Origin of the sequence: Mycobacterium sp. ACS4331, assembly GCF_001667265.1 — a bacterium.
Taxonomy (GTDB): Bacteria; Actinomycetota; Actinomycetes; order Mycobacteriales; family Mycobacteriaceae; genus Mycobacterium.
Window position 1 is genome coordinate 1 of the sequence record NZ_LZHW01000086.1, and the last position, 18058, is coordinate 18058.

An 18058-nucleotide genomic window follows, 5' to 3' on the forward strand; every position below is an offset into this window, starting at 1 on the left:
CACCTCCGCCCAGCACGGGCTTCGTCCCACCCGCCTGATCCCCCAGTCCCGTCGCCGAGAGGCGACTTATTGACGCGTTTCCGCAGGTGAGGTTGTAAACAAGTCGACTCTCGGCGCATGCCGGCGGCGCGGCAGTGCAATCCCGTGACCCCGATCCCTCGAATGAGACACCGCTGTCCCATTTTGGTCCATCTGTGCTACTTTTTGAAGCATGGATGAGTCGGAGAGCGGTGCACGGGCGCGGACGAGGAGAGCGATTCTCGACGCCGCGGTGTCTGTGCTGTCCGACCGCCCCGGCGCCCCGCTGGCCGACGTCGCTGACGCCGCCGACGTGGGCCGAAGCACCCTGCACAGGTATTTTCCGGAGCGGACCGACCTGATCCGGGCCCTCGCACTGCACGTCCACGCGCTCAGCTCGGAGGCCATCACCGCGGCTGAACCGATGTGCGGGCCCCCGGTGCCAGCCCTGCGCCGAGTCGTCGAATCTCAACTCGAGATCGGGCCCATCGTGTGCTTCATCTACAACGACCCCACGGTGTTGGCCGATCCCGACCTGGTGGCCCACATGGAAACGGGCGACGAGGCCATCGTGGAGATCCTCGACCGGGTCTCGGTGGATCGGCCCAATATCCCGCCCGGGTGGGCCCGCCGCGTGTTCTGGGCGCTGCTGGGAGCCGGTTTCGACGCCATGAAGTTCGACGGCATGCCACGGCACCAGGTCACCGACGCGATCATGACCAGCCTCACCGAAGCCACCATCTCTTCCCCTTCGGCCTGACCGGGCCTTCGTTCTCAGGAGTAGTTTCCATGTCCACCCGCCTCGATTCGGCGGACACTGCGGCGTCGTCGCAGTCCACCCCACGCACCGCGTGGTTCGCGCTGGCAGTGCTCACGCTGCCGGTGCTGTTGATCTCCATCGACAACACCGTGCTGGCCTTCGCGCTGCCGTCGATCGCCGAGGACTTCCGACCCGCGGCGGCCACCCAGTTGTGGATCGTCGACGTCTATTCGCTGGTGCTCGCCGCTCTGCTGGTGCCGATGGGCAGCCTCGGCGACCGACTGGGGCGCCGCCGCCTGCTGATGATCGGGGCGACGGGGTTCGCGGTGGTGTCGGCCGCGGCGGCGTTCGCCCCGAGCGCGCAGGCACTGGTTGGCGCGCGGGCGCTGCTCGGCGTGTTCGGCGCGATGCTCATGCCGTCGACGTTGTCGCTGATCCGCAACATCTTCCCGGACCACTCGGCGCGCCGATTGGCCATCGCGATCTGGGCCTCGTGTTTCACCGCGGGCACCGCGCTGGGACCCATCGTCGGCGGTGTGCTGCTCGAGCACTTCCACTGGGGCTCGGTGTTTCTGATCGCTGTGCCGATCCTGCTGCCGATGCTGGTGCTCGCGCCGAAACTGGTTCCTGAGTCGAGGGATCCGAACCCGGGCCCACTGGACATGCTGAGCATCGCGCTGGCGTTCGCCACGATGCTGCCCATCGTGTGGGCCATCAAGAGCGCGGCACACGACGGGTTGTCGGTGACCGCCGGCGCCGCCGCCATCGTCGGCATCGCGTCGGGCGTGTGGTTCGTCCGCCGCCAGAACCGAAGCCGCACACCGATGCTCGATATGAGCCTGTTCACCTACGGACCGTTCAGTTCCTCGGTATTGGCGAACTTCCTGTCCATCGTCGGCCTGATCGGTTTCCTGTTCTTCATCTCCCAGCACCTGCAGCTGGTGCTCGGCCTGTCACCGCTGATGGCCGGACTGGTCACGCTGCCGGGTGCGCTGATGTCGATCGCCGGCGGGATGGGCGTGGTCCGGCTCGCGAAACGCTTTGCCCCGCAGACCCTGATCGTGGCGGGACTGCTGCTGGTGTCGGCCGGCTTCGGCCTGATCCTGCTGTTCCGCCACGACCTCACCATCGCGGCGGTGATCGCGTCGTTCGTGGTCCTCGAGCTCGGCGTCGGCGTGTCGCAGACGGTGTCCAACGACACCATCGTGGCGTCGGTCCCGCCCGCGAAATCGGGTGCGGCATCCGCTGTCTCGGAGACCGCGTACGAACTGGGAGCTGTGGTCGGAACCGCGACACTGGGCACGATCTTCACGGCCTTCTACCGGGCCAACGTCGAGGTCCCGGCACAGTTGTCGGGTCAGGCCGCAGCCGACGCCGCCGAGAGCATCGGCGGGGCCGCCTCCGTCGCGCGGGAGACGTCTCCGGCAGTGGCTGAGCACCTGATGGACTCGGCGCGCACGGCATTCGACTCGGGCATCGCTCCCACGGCGGCGATCGCCGCTGCCCTCACGCTGACGGCTGCGGTTCTGGTGGCCCGGGCGTTTCGTGGACACGACGTCGGTGCCGCGCCACGCGACCAGCGACCGACACCGCGGCAATCGTGACCAGGGCGCCGAGCATCAGCGCCGCCGGCTCCCCTGGAGCCAGCAGCTGGTACTCGGTGCCCAGGGTGGCCGCCGCGATGGGCACCCCCAGCTGACCTGACGCCAGCACGGCGAGCGTGAGCGGCTGACCGGTGAAGGTCGCGACGGCGTGCGCGACGACGGCGCCCAGCCCCAGGGCCAGCCCCAAGACGATCAACTGTGGATGGTGCGCGAGTTCGCGGACGTCCAGTGAGGCCCCGAGCCACACGAAGAAGACCGGGGCGAAGAACCCCTCGGTGATGCCGAACAACTGCCGGGCCAGCCGCCGGGGCTGCCCGACCGCACCGACGGCGAGGCCCAGCGTGAAGCCCGCCAGCATCGTCGAGACGTGCGTAGTCGTGGCGATGGCCGCCAGGGCGAACAGCAGCAGCAGGCTGATCCTGAGTTCGAGGGCGAATCGATGGCGTTCGGAATACTTGTGGAACCTGCGCAGCCTGCGGCGGTCCGCCAGCCTCAACACCGCGTAGATCACTGCGGCCGCCCCGGCGACGACGACGGCCCCGATGGCCGTCCGCACCGCACGGTCGGTCTCAATCACCAACGGCACCAACACGATCGCAGCGGTGTCGGCGATGGCTATCTGCGCGGTGACCGACAGCACCGGTTGGCCGTCCAGCCCAAGCGACTGCATCACCGGCAGGGCGAGCGCCGCTGAGGAGGAGGCCATCAGCACCGCGAACAGAAGGGTGTGACCTCCGCCGAAGACGGCGTTCAACAGCACCGCGAAGCCCGCGGCCACCGCCCCGACCAGTGCCGCGCGTGCAGCCGCGGCGGGCACCGCACCGCGCACACCCATCTCGTGGATCGGGACATGCGTGCCCACCACGAACATCACCAGCGCGAAACCGACCGCGGCCAGCAGGGCGAACGTCGGCTCGCCCGGATCGAGGATGCGCAGTCCGGTGTTGCCGACGATGAGGCCGGCCACGAGTTCACCGACGATCACCGGCAGTCGAAGACCCGGGGTGGCGGCCAACAGCGGTCCGGCCAGGCCGATCGCCGTCAGCAGGGCCAGGTCGTCGAATCCGAAATCCGCCACATTCGCAGACGGTAGTCGGCCGTCAGCAGGCTGACAGTCGATCGTCCACGGCCAACTGGTTGCATCGCGACAGGTTGTCGATATATCGTTAATGCATCGGAACGCGGGAGGCGTTCCCACCACTTCCAGGAGAAGACGTCATGAACACCCCATTCACCCCACCCCAGGGGCCCTTTGCGCCCGGCCAACCCCCCTTCGGCGCGGGCCGTCGGGACTTCCGCGAGGCCCGACGTGAGGCCCGCCGCGAATTCCGGGATCACCTCCGGGAACACCGCGGCGGCCCGTTCGGTCCCGGCTTCAACGGCCCCGGCGGGCTCAGCGGCTACGTGCTGCCCTTCGGTCCAGGCTTCGGCCCGGCGTTCGGCGCCGGCGGCCGTGGTCGCGGGGGTCGCCACGGTGGCCGAGGTCGCGGCAGGCGCGGCGACGTCCGCGTCGCGATCCTCAAACTGCTCGCCGAACGCCCCATGCACGGCTACGAGATGATCCAGGAGATCGCCGGCCGCACTCAGCAGCTGTGGAAGCCCAGCCCCGGCTCGGTGTATCCCACCCTGCAGATGCTCGAGGACGAGGGTCTGATCGTGGCCGCCGCCGAACAGGGTGGCGGCAGGAAGCTCTTCGAGCTCACCGACCAGGGCCGCGAGGCGGCCGACAAGATCGAGACCGCACCGTGGGACGAGATCACCGAGGATGCCGATCCGGGGCAGATGAACCTCAGCGCGGCACTCGGACAGCTTGCCGCCGCGGTCGCGCAGTCGACACATGCCGCCTCTGCCGATCAGCAGCAGCGCATCGTCGACATCGTCAACACCGCCCGCCGCGAGATCTATCAGATCCTCGGCGAGGACTAGGGATTTCGGCGCGGTACCCGGCGCTCACCGCTGGGTACCGCGCCGAAATCACTCCACGTCCACCCAGTCCAGCGTGCGCTGCACGGCCTTCTGCCAGCCCGCATAGCCCTTGGCCCGCTGGTCGTCGGTCCACGCCGGCGACCACCGCCGGTCCTCGTGCCAATTGGCCCGCAACTCTTCGGGATCCGACCAGAACCCGATACCCAGACCGGCCGCGTAAGCGGCGCCCAGCGCGGTTGTCTCGGCCACCACGGGTTTGACCACATCGACGCCCAGCACATCGGACTGGATCTGCATGCACAACTCGTTCGCGGTGATGCCGCCGTCCACCTTGAGCACCGCCAGATGCACGCCGGAGTCGGCCTCCATGGCGTCCACGACATCGCGGCTCTGATAGCAGATCGCCTCCAGTGCGGCGCGAGCCAGGTGCGCGTTGGTGTTGAACCGGGACAGCCCGACGATCGCGCCGCGGGCATCCGAGCGCCAGTACGGCGCGAACAGCCCCGAGAATGCCGGCACGAAGTACACGCCGCCGTTGTCCTCCACCTGCCGCGCCAGCGCCTCACTCTGAGCGGCCCCGCTGATGATCCCGAGCTGATCCCGCAGCCACTGGATCGCAGAACCGGTCACCGCGATCGAGCCCTCCAGGGCGTACACGGGTTTGGCGTCCCCGAACCGATAGCACACCGTGGTGAGCAGGCCGTTGCCCGAGCGCACGATCTTCTCGCCGGTGTTGAGCAGCAGGAAATTGCCTGTGCCGTAGGTGTTCTTGGCCTCGCCGGCCGACAGGCACACCTGCCCGACCATCGCCGCCTGCTGGTCGCCGAGGATTCCGGTCACCGGGATCTCGGCCCGGATCGGACCGCTGTCGAACGCCACGCCGTACGGCTCGGACACCGAGGATGACGCGATGCGCGGCAGCATCTGCCGGGGAATCCCGAAGAACGACAACAGTTCGTCGTCCCAGTCGAGCGTCTCCAGGTTCATCAGCATGGTGCGACTGGCGTTGGTGACATCGGTGACGTGCACGCCGCCGCGCGTACCGCCGGTGAGGTTCCACAGCACCCAGCTGTCGGCGGTGCCGAAGATCGCATCACCGCGTTCGGCGGCCTCGCGGACACCGTCCACGTTCTCCAGGATCCACTGCACCTTGCCCGCGGAGAAGTAGGTGGCCGGGGGCAGGCCGGCCTTGCTGCGGATGACGTCACCGCGCCCGTCCCGGTCCAACGCCGACGCGATGCGGTCGGTGCGGGTGTCCTGCCAGACGATCGCGTTGTAGTAGGGCCGCCCTGTCCGGCGATCCCAGACCAGCGCCGTCTCCCGTTGGTTGGTGATGCCCAGTGCCACCAGATCCGACGGGCGAAGCCCGGTGTTGTTGAGCACCGACATCAGCACCGACGCGGTGCGCTCCCAGATCTCGACGGGATTGTGTTCGACCCACCCGGCCCGCGGCAGGATCTGCTCGTGTTCGAGCTGGTGCCGTCCGATCTCACGACCCGCGTGGTCGAAGATCATCGCGCGCGTGCTGGTGGTGCCCTGGTCGATCGCCGCCACAAAGTCAGCCAAGGTGTCTCCTCTGGATTCACTTCCGACCGTCCATGATGGACCACCCGGGCCGCAGCCAGGCAGACATGACCGACATTGGCACGATGCCCCGGGCGGCGCCGACGCGTCGTGCCTGTACCGCCTGCCGCGGGCCCGCGAACGCGGCCACCCGCCACAGACGTCGAACTGCGGGGCGGACAGCGCCCGGAGGAGGCCCCCCAGCGCTGTCCGCCTCTGGGTCAGGCCGCCACGGTGCCCGACGGGGCCCCGGCGTTCTCGACCACGATGGTCTCGTAATCGTTGCTCTGCCAGGCATTCATGAACGCGCCGATCGGCACCGCCATGCCCTTGCCGAACGACGGACCGCTGTCGTTGAGGTACACCAGACCCTTCTTCAGGTCGACTGCGATCACCACCACCGCGTGGTCGAAGTCGAAGTAGTTCGGTGTACCCGAAGCCTCTTCACCATGTGCGGCGTTCCAGATCACGGAACTGTTGACGAGGGCGATGACGGCCTTGCCCTGCTGCAACGCCGCCTCGGCATCGCTGAGAGCGCGCTGCCCGTCCGCCAGCGTGGCCGCGGTCACGTTGCCGTCGTCGTCGACGGTGTTGTACTTGGTGAGGGTGGCCTTGACACCGAAGTTGGTCTCCATCAGCACCACCGCGTCGGCCTCGGCGACACCGTCTTCGATGTTCTCGTGCAGATACATCTTCTGGCCCGGATTCGCCACGCTGTCAGAGGTTTTCGCGATCTCCACCATCAGCGCCTCGTCAGGGGTCGGTTTGCCGGTGACCTGGGCCACCGCCATCGCCGACGCCATCAGCATGCAGTTGAAGTAGCTCTGCTTCACCCAGAACACGCTGTTGCTCAGGTCTCCATACCTGCCGTCACCGCCCACGACCAGGACCACCTTCTCCTCCACGGTGTCGGGGGAGGCGAGTCCGATCCTGATCGCCAGAGAGTGCAGCCACTGCTGCACCCCACCCAGCAGGCCGGGCAGCCGGGCCGCGGCCCCGTTGTTGATCACGACGGTGAAGCTGTCGGTGATGCCGGGCTGAACCAGTGTCGGGTCGGGCGTATAGGTGTACTTTCCGGTGTCCGGATCCAGCTCCACGGTGCCGTACCTGGGCCCCTCTCCAAGGGTGTAGGTGGGGGCGAATCCGTTGTTGGAGCTGCCATTCAGGTCACCCGAGATCTCCTTGTCGGGGCCGTTGGCGGGGCCCTGGGTGCCGTCCACGGTGGGCGGCCGGTTGAACAGGATGTAGTTGAGCTGGTTCACCAGGCCGGCGAAGAGCGCACCCGGCGTCGTGGCGCGCAGCGCGGTGGCCGTGCCGCTGGGTCCGGGCGCGCCGTTACGGCCGTCTTCGCCGGGGTCGCCGTCGGTCGACGATCCGGTGCCGCCAGCGCCCCCTACGCCACCGGAGCCGCCGTAACCGGCGTCACCCACGCCTGCTCCGCCGTCAGCACCAGCGGCCGCGCCGTCGCCACCATCACCGCCGGTCCCGCCGTCGGCACCCGTGGTGCCTGCCCCACCGATTCCGCCGCGGCCGCCGGCACCGCCGCTGCCCCCGTCGCCGCTGGGCTGGGTGGCTGACCCCGCCCCTCCGACACCGCCGAGACCGCCCACTCCGCCGAGGCCAGCGGCCCCGCCGAGCCCGGTATCGCTGAAGCCGCCCCCGCCGGCGGTGCCACCCTGACCTCCTGCGCCACCGGCCCCGGCCGCCGAGATCGCGGTCGCCGCACCGCCGCTGCCGCCGCGGCCGCCTCGGCCGCCGTCACCGCCCGCGCCACCCCGCCCGTCGACGTCTGTGGTGTCGCCGCCCTCGCCGCCGGTGCCGCCAGCGCCTCCCGCGCCGCCTGCGCCGCTGGCGCCGACCCGGCCGTTCGACTCGAGCACGAAGAAGTAGCGTCCGACGCCGGCCTCGCCGCCCTGCGCGCCGCCGGCGCCACCCTCACCGCCCGTACCACCGTCCCCGCCTGGGCCACCGTCACCGAGGCTGACGCTCGTGCCGTTTGCGCCTTTGCCGCCGTTGCCGCCGGTCCCGCCGCCACCGCCCGGGCCCCCGTGCCCGCCCATGCCGAGGAACCAGCTGCCGTTGCCGCCGTTGCCGCCGGTTCCGCCCGGTCCGCCGGGCAGGCCGTCGCCGCCATTCTCGCCGGGAGTGCCGCCGTTGAGCCCGACGCGGCCGATGTGGCCGAAGCCACCGGCGCCGCCGTCACCGCCGCGGCCGAGGAGCGAGAGCATTCCGACGCTGCCGCCGTTCCCGCCGTTGCCGCCGCCGTAGCCGCCGTCACCGCCGTCGCCGCCGTCACCGAACCAGAGCCCACCGTTGCCGCCATCACCCCCGGCGCCACCATTGGGTCCGACGCCGCCCACACCGCCGGCGCCGCCGTTGGCGAACAGCGAGAACAGGCCGCCGCTGCCGCCGTCACCACCGGCCCCACCGTAGGTCGCGTCACCACCGGCGCCGCCGTTTCCGGCGGCACCCCACCACGAAAAGAGTCCGGTGTCACCGCCATTGCCGCCGCGTCCGCCGGTGGAACCCTCGGGCACCGAGTTGCCACCGCGGCCACCATCACCGCCGTCGCCGTGGAGCAGGCCGCCGGTGCCGCCGCGTCCACCGGTCGCACCTGTGGTCGCCGCACCGCCGGCACCGCCGTTGCCCCACAGGATCGCGCGGCCACCGTTTCCACCGGCGCCGTCGTTGATCCACGCCACGCCGGCGCCGCCGTCTCCGCCGTTGCCGAACAACCCGGCATTACCGCCGTTTCCGCCATTGAACCCGGCACCGCCGTTGCCGAACAGCCCGCCGTTACCGCCGTTGCAGGCCGTGGTCGGGCAGGTCTCGGCGGTCCAGGAGTAGCCGTTGCCGATGATGATGCCGCCGTTGGGGCGCGTGGCCGTGCCGTCGCCGAAGAAGAAGGCGACGACGTCCTCGGGAGTCGGCAGGGCTGGCGGTTTGAGCGCAGCCGCCGGCGCGGATGACGAGACAAGGGCACTCACCGAGACCGCTCTGCCCGACTCGGCGACGGAGTCGAAGAGTCGTTCTGAACCCGATTTGTCCAGGGCCGCGAGCCGCTTCGCCATCCGGTTCGACAACTCACTGTCGCCGAGGCGGCTGGGCCGTGCGGCCACCCGCTTACCCACCGCGGTTGCTGAGTCGTCATCCGAGTCCGAAGCCGACTTCTCCAGTGCGGCAAGACGCTTCGCCACCCGGCTCGACAGCTCGGAGTCACCGACAAGCGTCGACCGCACGGTCGACGCTCTGGTGGTCCGGCTGCGCGTGCCGTCGGTGGCCGAGTCTGAGTCGCTGGTTCCGCGCTGCGTTGTCGGCGCCGACGACGAGTCCCCGTCAGTGTCGGCGTAGGCGACTCCGGTGCCCAGCGTCAGGGCGGCCGCCCCGACGCCCAGGGTCACCGCGCCCGCACCCAGCCAGGCATAGGGCTCGATGCGACGATGCCGTCGGCGGCGGCCTCCGCGCTTGCCTGAATGTGGTTGGGTGTGCGACGGCATCGTCGGCTCTTGACCCATTTCGTAACCTTTCCGGCACCTGACAGGGGTACTTGCGAACGCAACGGAATATAAACTCACGCGTGAATATCTGGAGGGTTTTTTGAGCAGGTCCGCCGCCCCCTCCTGTGATTCCGCGTGCCTGATGTCCGGTTAGCGGAAGTGCAGCTGGCGCCGGCGACTCTGCGCGAACGCCACCCCAGACGCCGGAGCGTCGTTAGCATCGCGGTGTGGGCGAAGAGGTCAAGGCGACGCACTACACCCGCGCACATCGCCAGGAGTACCGCCGAAAGGTTCAGCTGTGCCTGGACGTTTTCGAAACCATGCTGGCGCAGTCCAGCTTCGACATGGACCGCCCGCTGACCGGCATGGAGATCGAGTGCAACCTCGTCGACGGTGACTACCAGCCGGCGATGAGCAACACGGATGTGCTCGCCTCGATCGCCGACCCGGCCTATCAGACCGAATTGGGTGCCTACAACATCGAATTCAACGTCCCGCCACGAGCGCTGCCGGGCCGCTCGGCGCTGGAACTCGAAGGCGAGGTCCGGGCCAGCCTCAACGCCGCGGAGGAGAAGGCCAACCGCAGCGGTGCCCACATCGTGATGATCGGCATCCTTCCGACCCTGATGCCCGAGCACCTCGCGCAGAACTGGATGAGCGAGTCGACCCGCTACCGGGCCCTCAATGATTCGATCTTCACGGCGCGCGGTGAGGACATCGTGATCGACATCGACGGACCGGAGCGGTTGTCGATGCTCGCCGAGACCATCGCCCCCGAATCAGCCTGCACCAGCATGCAACTGCACTCCCAGGTGTCCCCGGCGGATTTCGCCGCCAGTTGGAATGCCGCCCAGGCGCTGGCCGGCCCACAGTTGGCTCTCGGCGCCAACTCCCCCTTCTTCTTCGGCCACCAGCTGTGGGCAGAGACGCGCATCGAACTCTTCGCCCAGGCCACCGACACGCGCCCTGATGAGTTGAAGGCACAGGGTGTTCGGCCCCGCGTCTGGTTCGGCGAGCGGTGGATCACCTCGATCTTCGATCTGTTCGAGGAGAACGTGCGCTTCTTTCCGTCGCTGCTTCCCGAACTGTCCGACGAGGATCCGCAGGCCGAGCTCGCCGCCGGTCGCACCCCCACACTGTCCGAACTGCGTCTGCACAACGGCACGGTCTATCGATGGAACCGTCCGGTGTACGACGTCGTCGGCGGACGCCCCCACCTGCGGGTGGAGAACCGCGTGCTGCCCGCGGGTCCGACGGTCATCGACATGATGGCCAACGCCGCGTTCTACCACGGAATGATGCGCATGCTCTCCGACGACGACCGCCCCGTCTGGACCAAGATGAGTTTCGCTGCGGCAGAGCAGAATTTCCACAACGCGGCCCGGCACGGGATGGAGGCCGAACTCTACTGGCCGGGAATGGGTTCCGTGACTCCTCAGGAACTGGTGCTGCGGCACCTGCTGCCCCTGGCGCACGAGGGGCTGGCACGCCGCGGTGTGGCCGGCGAGGTTCGGGACCGCTATCTCGGTGTCATCGAGCACCGCGCGAAGTCCGGTCGCACCGGGGCGGCGTGGCAGGTGGACACCGTGCACGCACTGCAGGAACACGGAGCGACACGGCCGCAGGCCCTGGCCGACATGCTGCGCCTGTACTGCGAGCGGATGCACAGCAACGAGCCTGTCCACTCGTGGGACGGCCCCGCCGCGTGACCCGAGACGAGACGTCCGCCGGTTCGCCGCGCCGGCACTGGCTGCTGTTCACCGTAGGCCTGTTCGTGCTCGTGGTGTTCTCCGCGCTGGCCGGTTGGGTGATGTCGGGTCTGATCACCGCGCAGCATCGTCCCGCACCGGTCGCGTCGCACTCGCTCACCGAGGAGCAGGCTCGCGATCAGGCCTGCAACGCTTACCGCGTGGCCAGCCGCCAATGGCAGCAGGCGTACGCCGAGTGGCTGCCCGTGGTGACCGGACCCCACTGGCAGTGGGGTGACCGGGCCGTGAAGTCCGCCACCAATCGGTTCATGCAGACCGAGAGCGCGATCGCCGCCCAACTCGAGAGTCTGATCCCGCCCAACACCCCTGCCGACGTCGCGCAGGCGATCCGCAGTTACACCGGCGCGCTGCTGGAGTACTCGGCCGGGCACGGGGTGGCCAGTGATGCACAGATGGACGGCCAGGAGAACCAGATCGACGACGCCGCCGACAGCGTCGCCGCCGCGTGTGACTGACCGACCCACAACAAACCGTCAGCCCGCGGGCGTACCGTGACCTCATGAGTTCTGAGGTCATGGACTGGGACGACGCATACCGGGGTGAAGGCAAGTTCGAGGGTCCGCCGCCGTGGAACATCGGGGAACCGCAACCCGAGCTCGCGGCGCTCATCGACGCGGGCAGAGTCACAGGCACAGTGCTCGACGCCGGGTGCGGGCTCGCCGAGTTGTCGCTGGCACTGGCTGCCAAGGGGTTCACGGTCGTCGGTATCGACCTGGTGCCCACAGCCGTGTCCGCGGCGCGCAGGGCCGCCGAGGAACGAGGGTTGACCACAGCGACATTCGTCGAGGACGACATCACGACCTTCACCGGGTTCGACGGGCAGTTCAACACCGTCCTCGACAGCACTCTGTTCCACTCACTGCCGGTCGAGGCCCGCGACGGCTATCAGCGGGCGGTGTTCCGCTCCGCCGCACCGGGAGCCCACTACTACATCCTGGTTTTCGCCAAGGGCGCCTTCCCACCCGATCTCGAGGTCAAGCCCAATGAGGTCGACGAGGACGAGTTGCGTGAAGCGGTCGGCAGATACTGGGTGATCGACGACGTGCGCCCGGCGTTCATCCACGCCAATGATCTGCAGATCCCCGGTGTGCCCGCGCCGCCCCATCCGCGCGACGCGAAGGGCCGCCTCAAGTTTCCGGCGTTTCTGTTGAGCGCACACAAGGAGTAGCGCCGCCGCCGGTGAAGGGGGTCACCATGGCAAGGTCACGAAGCTACCGACTTCTTCAGATCGCACTCGTCGTCTTCGGCGTGGTGATGATTCTGCTGTACCCGCTCGCGGTGGTGTGGCCATCGGGGTGGGCCTGGCATCCCGGGGCGCCCTACACGTCCAACTACTTCATGATGATCGTCGGCCTGTACGTGACGCTGGGGCTGTTTCTCTGCAACGCGGCGCGACGTCCTGAGGCCAATGTGAGCCTGATCTGGTTCGCGGTGTGCTCCAGCGTCGTGCATGCCGCGATCATGGCCGTGCAGTCATTCGGCGACGACGGCCACCACATGGGCCATCTGTGGGGTGACGTCGCCGCACTGATCCTGGCAGCCGTGGTGATGGCGGGCCTGGTGGTGGCGGCCGACCTCAGGCCGACTGTCGCGCAGTCACTCTGAGCAGCGCCTCCGCCACGTGGTCGAGGTCCTCGGCGGAGACATCGATGTGGGGTGCCACCCGCAGTACAGGTGTGGTCAATTCGAATGGCGCCCTGGCAGTTTCGGCCGCTGTGGTGACGACGCCGTAGTCGGCGATCAGCGCCGTCCGCACCGCGACGGGATCAGCACCGTCGGGCGGTGTCAGCGTGGTGATGGCCGTCGGCTCGTCCGGCGCCTCGACCACCCGCCAGCCCGCCACAGCGTCCAACCGCTGCCGCGTGGCGCGGCCGACGGTCGCCAGCGCGGTCCGAACTGACTCCGGGCCCGCCGCCAGATGCTCTCCCAGCGCGACGGAGAACCCCAGCCGCGCTGCGATGTTCGCCTCGACATTCTCGAAGCTCTGCAGCACCGACAGCGGCATTCCCCAATCGGCGGGTGGCACGCGGCGAGCCAGGCGCTCGCCGAAGTCGGAGCGAACCGCCACGAAGCCCACGCCGCGCGGGCCCGCCAGCCACTTGCGCGACGTCGAGTAGACCGCGGACGCGCCTACGGCACAGTCCACCTGCCCCAGCGCCTGCGCGGCGTCGAGCACCATGGGCACACCCACGTCGTCACACAGCTGCGCGATGTCCCGCAGGGGTTGGGCGATGCCACGGTGACTCGGCACCCCGGTCAGATGCACCAGTCCCGGTCTGGTGGCCCGCAGAAACGACGCGAGGTCGTCGAGGCGCACGCGGCCGTCGTCATCGACCGGCAACGCTTGAACGTCGAAACCGTGGGCGGCCATGACCGCCAGATTGGGCCCGAACTCACCCGGTACGCACACCAGACTGCGTTGTCCCGCCCACGCGCCCAGCAGCAGGTCCAGGGAGTGTTGCGCTCCTGTGGTGAACGCGACGTCAGCGGAGGCCAGGCCCGTCAGGGTCGCGATCGCCGCACGTCCGGCGTCCAGGGTCGGAGCAGCGGCTTGGGCGGCCACGTACCCGCCGAGTTCGGCTTCGTGGCGGGCATGCCGCGCCGTGGCGTCGAGCACCGCGAACGACTGCCGCGAGCACGCCGCGGAGTCCACATGCACTCCCGCCATCGGGGGCCGGGCGGCGCGCCATTTCTCGGCCAGCACGGCGTCGGCGATCATTTGACCGCCAGGGACAGTCCGAAGTCGCCGGCCGGATCGGTCCACCAGTGCGTCCGGCGCAGACCGGCCGCGGCCAGCTCCTCGCCGATGCCGGCCTCGGTGAACTTGCAGGAGACCTCGGTCAGCATCTCCTCACCGACGCCGAAGTCGACCGTCAGACCCAGATCGGCGATCACGACGCGCTGATCGGCCACGGAGCGCAACCACATCTCGATCCGCTGTTCCGTCGAATTCCATTTGGCGACATGCTCGAATGCGGTGATGTCGAAGTCGGCACGCAGCTCCCGGTTGATCACGGCCAGCACGTTGCGATTGAACGCCGCCGTGACGCCGGCGCTGTCGTCATAGGCTCGGATCAGGCGGCCAGTGTCCTTGACCAGGTCGGTGCCCAGCAGCAGCATGTCTCCGGGGTGCAGGGCCTCGGCCAGCGCCGACAGGAACGCCGATCGCGGTGCAGGGGTCAGATTTCCGATGGTCGAGCCCAGGAAGGCGATGAGACGACTCCCGCCGGTGGGGATCTCACCGAGGTGGCGCTCGAAGTCCCCACACACCGCGTCGATGTCGAGACCCGGGTATTCGCACTGCAGTTCGGCGCCTGCCTGCGCCAGCACCGACGCGTCCACGTCGAACGGCACGAACCGTCGCAGTGTCCCCTGCGCTCGCAGCGCGTCGAGCAGCCTTCGGGTCTTCTCCGACGTGCCGCTGCCCAGCTCGACGAGCGTGTCGGCGGAGCTGGCCTCAGCGATCTCCTGGGCACGCTCGGCCAGGATCGCGGCCTCAGCGCGGGTCGGGTAGTACTCCGGAAGACGGGTGATCCGGTCGAACAGAGCACTGCCCTCCGCATCGTAGAACCATTTGGGCGGCAACGACTTCGGCGTTCTGGTCAAACCGTCGCGGACATCGTTGCGCAGTTCGCGCGCGGCGTGGTCGGCGGGCAGCAGATTCGAGAGCAGCACCGTCACAGTCCTTTCAGTGCGGTCAGGGTCACGCCGTTGGCGCCGACCTCGACGAGATGACGGTCCGGGAGGTCCTCCCAGTCCGGGTGGTCGTCGTAGGGTTCGCTGGCGAGCACCACGCCGTCTGGCCGACGCAGCACCGACAGGGTGTCACCCCAGGTGGTGGCCAGCAGTCGAGTCCCATCCGCGACCAGGATGTTCAGGCGCGCAGTGGGATCCTCGGCGCCGACGCGGGCCACGGTGTCACCGAGGTTGTCCAGTCCGCGAGCGAAGATGTGGGCGGCCAGGATCGCGCTGTCGACCGTCGACTCGGCGTCCGGGGCCGGGGGCAGCGCGGCCCGGTTGACGATGCCGTTGTGGGACAGCAGTGCGGTCCCGTCGGTGAAGGGTGCCGATGCGGTGGACTCGATCGGCATGCCGACCGTGGCGGACCGCACTGCGGCGAGCACGCAGCCGCTGACCAGGGTGGGTGCCACGGACGCCAGAGATGCGTCGCCCCAGATGGGCGCGGAACTTCGCCACCGGGCCGGACGCCCGTCGGGCAGGGCGGGCGAGTAGAAGCCCAGCCCCCAGCCGTCGGCGTTCATCAGCCCGTGCTTCTGACGTCGCGGTGAATAGGATTGCACCACAAGACTGTTCGGAGGCTCGAGGACCAGTGAGGCCACCGACACCGGCGCTCCGAGCCACCCCAGATGCCGGCACATCAGATGTCCCAGGCCAGGCGGACACCGGAGAAGATCTGCCGCCGGATCGGATGGTCCCAGTTGCGGAAACTGGGCCGCAGAATATCGGCGGACACCGCCCACGACCCACCGCGCAGCACACGGTAGTCACCGTCGAAGAAGGGCACGGTGTAGCGCTCGTAGATCATCGGAGTGAACCCCGGCCACGGGCGCAGCGCCGAACTGGTCCACTCCCACACGTCCCCGAGCATCTGCTCGACGCCGTAAGCCGACGCTCCGTCCGGGTACGCGCCCACCTCCGCCGGTCGGCGTGCGGCCCCACCGAGGTTGGCCCGCGTGGCGTCGGGGGCGGCGTCACCCCAGGGGTACCGGCGCCGCCGCTGCGTACGGGGATCCCATGCGCAGGCCTTCTCCCATTCCACCTCGGTCGGCAGACGGGCACCTGCCCAGGCCGCATACGCCTCGGCCTCGAAATACGTGACGTGCTGGACCGGTTCGTCGTCCGGGATGGATTCGACGTGGCCGAATCTGGTGCGGGTCCCGTCCGGGTTCCAGAACTTCGGGGCGCTCAGTCCGGCCTCGCTGCGGTGCGCCCATCCCCGGACCGACCACCAGCGCCGTTCGCGGTACCCGCCGTCGTCGATGAACTGGCGCCACTCGTGATTCGTCACCGGCACCCGGCCGATCCGGAAGGCGGGAACGTCCACAACGTGAGCAGGACGCTCGTTGTCCAACGAGTACGGCTCATCCGCCGCGTCGACGCCGAGCACGAACGGCCCGCCGGGCACCACGATGTCGGTGCCGGCCACACCGGGCCGCCCGTGGGGAAGTCGGCGCCCCGCGTCGAGGATCGGCGCGCCGGCCCGCAGGTTCAGCGCCTGGAGCATGGTCTCGTCGTGCTGGTTCTCATGGCTGACGACCAGACCGAACGCGAACCCGGGATCCTCGTCGTGCAGGGCGTCGAGTGCATCGAAGGCCCGGTCCCGCACCGTGTTCAGGTACGCGTGGGCCTGTTTCGGTGACATCAGCGGCAGCTCGACGCGACTGGCCCGGGAGTGCACGAAGGCGTCGTAGAGGTCCTCGACATTCGGCGCCAGCAGTCCGGGCGCCCCCAGGTCACCGCCGCGCAGCAGCCACAGCTCCTCCTGCTGACCGATGTGCGCGAGGTCCCACACCAGTGGGCTCATCAGGGGGTGGTACTGACGCTGCAGTTCGTCGTCGTCGAAGTCCACCAGGGTCAACGTCTGCTCCCGCGCACGGATCAGACCGTCGGCCAGTTCGTGGCGTTTCATGAGACTCCTCGCGCCAGGTGGGTGACGGTCGCTTCGACCCCGGCGCCCACAACAGCATCGGCAACATCGTCGGCGGGGCTGCGCCCCTGGGCGACCAACGCGACGAGCTCGGCCATCGATTCGGCCAACTCAGCTGGCGCGAGTTCGGCGGCCAGGCTCACGCACGCCACGGCGGCGTCGCGCAGGTGGCGGTCACGCAGGCCGAGGCGCGCGGCGGTGTCCCAGGCCGCGGCCACCGGGCCGACGGCCTCAGCCGCGACGGCGGCCGCCTCCGCATCGTCGAGCAGGGTGGTGAGCGTGAACACCACGGCCGGCCACAGCATGTCCGGGAGGGCGTCGAGGTAGCGGATCTCCAGCCATCCACGCGGGCGCACCGGCGGGAACAGCGTCGTCAGGTGGTACTCGAGGTCCGCGGTGGTCGGGCGGCGGCCACCCAACAGCACTCGGCCGTCGGCCCAGTCGGTGAACGGCACCCAATCCAGCACCGGGACCGCGTCGGGGGCGTGCACCAACATCACCGGCGCCTTCAAGGCGTACCGCGCCCAGTCGGCGGCCGGATCCTCGCCGCTGACGCCCAGGACGGGACCGCAGCGCGCCGAGTCCAGCCGCCCCCACACCTGCTGCCGCGTAGAGGCCCATCCAGTGAACCGGCCGCCCAGCAGCGGCGAGTTGGCGGCGATCGCGATCATCGTCGGTCCCAACGCGTGGGCCAGCCGAACCCTTCCAGCCCACCCGGACTCAGGGCCCGCATCGAGATTGACCTGCACTGAAGCGGTGGAGGTCATCATCGCGGCACCGGCGTCAGCCGAACCGCTGGCGGTGAAGAACCGCTCCATCGCCGCGTAGCGACCGCCCGGGTTGACCCGGCGGGGTTCCCGCAGCGGATCCGCCCCGAGCAGCAGCAGGCCCAAGCCCGCGTCCGTGAAGGCGTCCTGCAGCACTGCGCGGTCGGCCAGCATCCCGCTGATCGCCGGCATGACGCCGTCCTCGGGCGGGCCCGACAGTTCGACCGCACCGCCGGGTTCCACGGTGATCCGGCTGCGGCCCGGAAGTGCCGGAAGACCCGCGATGACCTGCTGAATCTCAGCCCACGAGGGGCGCCGCAGCGGGTCGGCCAAGTCGATGCAGTGCGCCTCGATCTCGATGCCCACGCGCCCGATGGGTCCGTCAATCAGGCTGGCCGCAGCGATGTGCTGCGCGGCGTCCGCCGATCCCGATAGTTCGCGGACGCCGTGCTGCTCGTCGGTGACGACGAACGTCATGGGTACATC

At 69.2% G+C, this 18058-nt stretch carries 15 protein-coding genes; 7 read left to right on the forward strand and 8 right to left on the reverse strand.

Annotated elements, in window-relative coordinates:
* Nucleotides 1-211 precede the first annotated feature (211 nt).
* Together A5727_RS19765 and lfrA are read left to right on the forward strand one after the other, a co-directional pair.
* Complete coding sequence (locus A5727_RS19765; RefSeq protein ID WP_068253670.1) at nt 212-778, forward strand: TetR/AcrR family transcriptional regulator; 567 nt, start codon at nt 212-214, stop codon at nt 776-778.
* A 29-nt stretch (nt 779-807) separates the two neighbouring features.
* Nucleotides 808-2382: an efflux MFS transporter LfrA gene (lfrA, locus tag A5727_RS19770; RefSeq protein ID WP_068253672.1), complete on the forward strand. Its 1575-nt coding sequence runs from the start codon at nt 808-810 to the stop codon at nt 2380-2382.
* On the opposite strand, the gene A5727_RS27100 is transcribed toward lfrA, so the two are convergent.
* Nucleotides 2285-3460: a cation:proton antiporter gene (locus A5727_RS27100; protein ID WP_082949913.1), complete on the reverse strand. Its 1176-nt coding sequence runs from the start codon at nt 3458-3460 to the stop codon at nt 2285-2287. The two genes, lfrA and A5727_RS27100, sit on opposite strands and share 98 nt — an antisense overlap.
* 140 nt (nt 3461-3600) lie before the next feature.
* Here A5727_RS27100 and A5727_RS19785 point away from each other — a divergent pair, with 140 nt between their 5' ends.
* On the forward strand, nt 3601-4308 hold the full coding sequence (locus A5727_RS19785; protein WP_068253681.1) for a PadR family transcriptional regulator: 708 nt from the start codon (nt 3601-3603) through the stop codon (nt 4306-4308).
* A 48-nt stretch (nt 4309-4356) separates the two neighbouring features.
* Here the strand turns inward: A5727_RS19785 and glpK are convergent, their stop codons facing one another.
* The gene (gene glpK, locus A5727_RS19790; RefSeq protein ID WP_068253684.1) at nt 4357-5874 is read right to left on the reverse strand and encodes a glycerol kinase GlpK; all 1518 of its coding nucleotides are present in this window, start codon (nt 5872-5874) and stop codon (nt 4357-4359) included.
* A 218-nt stretch (nt 5875-6092) separates the two neighbouring features.
* Entirely contained in the window at nt 6093-9386 is a 3294-nt protein-coding gene (locus A5727_RS27595; RefSeq protein WP_157521468.1) for a C39 family peptidase, read from the reverse strand.
* A gap of 209 nt (nt 9387-9595) precedes the next feature.
* Here A5727_RS27595 and A5727_RS19800 point away from each other — a divergent pair, with 209 nt between their 5' ends.
* Genes A5727_RS19800 through A5727_RS19815 form a run of 4 tightly spaced genes read left to right on the forward strand, consistent with a single transcriptional unit; the run spans nt 9596 to nt 12742 of the window.
* The gene (locus A5727_RS19800; RefSeq protein ID WP_068253690.1) at nt 9596-11077 is read left to right on the forward strand and encodes a glutamate-cysteine ligase family protein; all 1482 of its coding nucleotides are present in this window, start codon (nt 9596-9598) and stop codon (nt 11075-11077) included.
* Nucleotides 11074-11592 carry an Rv2240c family protein gene (locus A5727_RS19805; RefSeq protein WP_157521469.1) on the forward strand — a complete coding sequence of 173 codons (519 nt, stop codon included), beginning with the start codon at nt 11074-11076 and terminating at the stop codon, nt 11590-11592. Before A5727_RS19800 ends, A5727_RS19805 begins: the two co-directional genes overlap by 4 nt.
* 44 nt (nt 11593-11636) lie before the next feature.
* Nucleotides 11637-12305, forward strand: a complete 669-nt coding sequence (locus A5727_RS19810; protein WP_068253698.1) for a class I SAM-dependent methyltransferase — start codon at nt 11637-11639, stop codon at nt 12303-12305.
* Nucleotides 12306-12331: 26 nt separating this feature from the next.
* Nucleotides 12332-12742: a DUF6632 domain-containing protein gene (locus tag A5727_RS19815; RefSeq protein ID WP_068253750.1), complete on the forward strand. Its 411-nt coding sequence runs from the start codon at nt 12332-12334 to the stop codon at nt 12740-12742.
* Here the strand turns inward: A5727_RS19815 and egtE are convergent.
* The 5 genes from egtE to egtA are packed head-to-tail and all read right to left on the reverse strand — an operon-like array spanning nt 12714 to nt 18049.
* The gene (gene egtE / locus A5727_RS19820; protein ID WP_068253702.1) at nt 12714-13856 is read right to left on the reverse strand and encodes an ergothioneine biosynthesis PLP-dependent enzyme EgtE; all 1143 of its coding nucleotides are present in this window, start codon (nt 13854-13856) and stop codon (nt 12714-12716) included. The genes A5727_RS19815 and egtE overlap by 29 nt on opposite strands.
* On the reverse strand, nt 13853-14818 hold the full coding sequence (egtD, locus tag A5727_RS19825; protein WP_068253705.1) for an L-histidine N(alpha)-methyltransferase: 966 nt from the start codon (nt 14816-14818) through the stop codon (nt 13853-13855). The genes egtE and egtD overlap by 4 nt, the downstream gene beginning before the upstream one ends.
* Entirely contained in the window at nt 14815-15516 is a 702-nt protein-coding gene (gene egtC / locus A5727_RS19830) for an ergothioneine biosynthesis protein EgtC (RefSeq protein ID WP_068253708.1), read from the reverse strand. The genes egtD and egtC overlap by 4 nt, the downstream gene beginning before the upstream one ends.
* Nucleotides 15516-16787, reverse strand: a complete 1272-nt coding sequence (gene egtB, locus A5727_RS19835; protein WP_068253711.1) for an ergothioneine biosynthesis protein EgtB — start codon at nt 16785-16787, stop codon at nt 15516-15518. Before egtB ends, egtC begins: the two co-directional genes overlap by 1 nt.
* Nucleotides 16784-18049 carry an ergothioneine biosynthesis glutamate--cysteine ligase EgtA gene (egtA, locus tag A5727_RS19840; RefSeq protein WP_068253714.1) on the reverse strand — a complete coding sequence of 422 codons (1266 nt, stop codon included), beginning with the start codon at nt 18047-18049 and terminating at the stop codon, nt 16784-16786. The genes egtB and egtA overlap by 4 nt, the downstream gene beginning before the upstream one ends.
* Nucleotides 18050-18058 lie beyond the last annotated feature (9 nt).

Excerpts from the sequence above, each read along its gene's own strand:
- A5727_RS19765 (WP_068253670.1), top strand. The coding sequence starts at position 212 with ATGGATGAGTCGGAGAGCGGTGCACGGGCGCGGACGAGGAGAGCGATT.
- lfrA (WP_068253672.1), top strand. The coding sequence starts at position 808 with ATGTCCACCCGCCTCGATTCGGCGGACACTGCGGCGTCGTCGCAGTCC.
- A5727_RS19785 (WP_068253681.1), top strand. The coding sequence starts at position 3,601 with ATGAACACCCCATTCACCCCACCCCAGGGGCCCTTTGCGCCCGGCCAA.
- A5727_RS27595 (WP_157521468.1), bottom strand. The coding sequence starts at position 9,386 with ATGGGTCAAGAGCCGACGATGCCGTCGCACACCCAACCACATTCAGGC.
- A5727_RS19810 (WP_068253698.1), top strand. The coding sequence starts at position 11,637 with ATGAGTTCTGAGGTCATGGACTGGGACGACGCATACCGGGGTGAAGGC.
- A5727_RS19815 (WP_068253750.1), top strand. The coding sequence starts at position 12,332 with ATGGCAAGGTCACGAAGCTACCGACTTCTTCAGATCGCACTCGTCGTC.
- egtE (WP_068253702.1), bottom strand. The coding sequence starts at position 13,856 with ATGATCGCCGACGCCGTGCTGGCCGAGAAATGGCGCGCCGCCCGGCCC.
- egtC (WP_068253708.1), bottom strand. The coding sequence starts at position 15,516 with ATGTGCCGGCATCTGGGGTGGCTCGGAGCGCCGGTGTCGGTGGCCTCA.
- egtB (WP_068253711.1), bottom strand. The coding sequence starts at position 16,787 with ATGAAACGCCACGAACTGGCCGACGGTCTGATCCGTGCGCGGGAGCAG.
- egtA (WP_068253714.1), bottom strand. The coding sequence starts at position 18,049 with ATGACGTTCGTCGTCACCGACGAGCAGCACGGCGTCCGCGAACTATCG.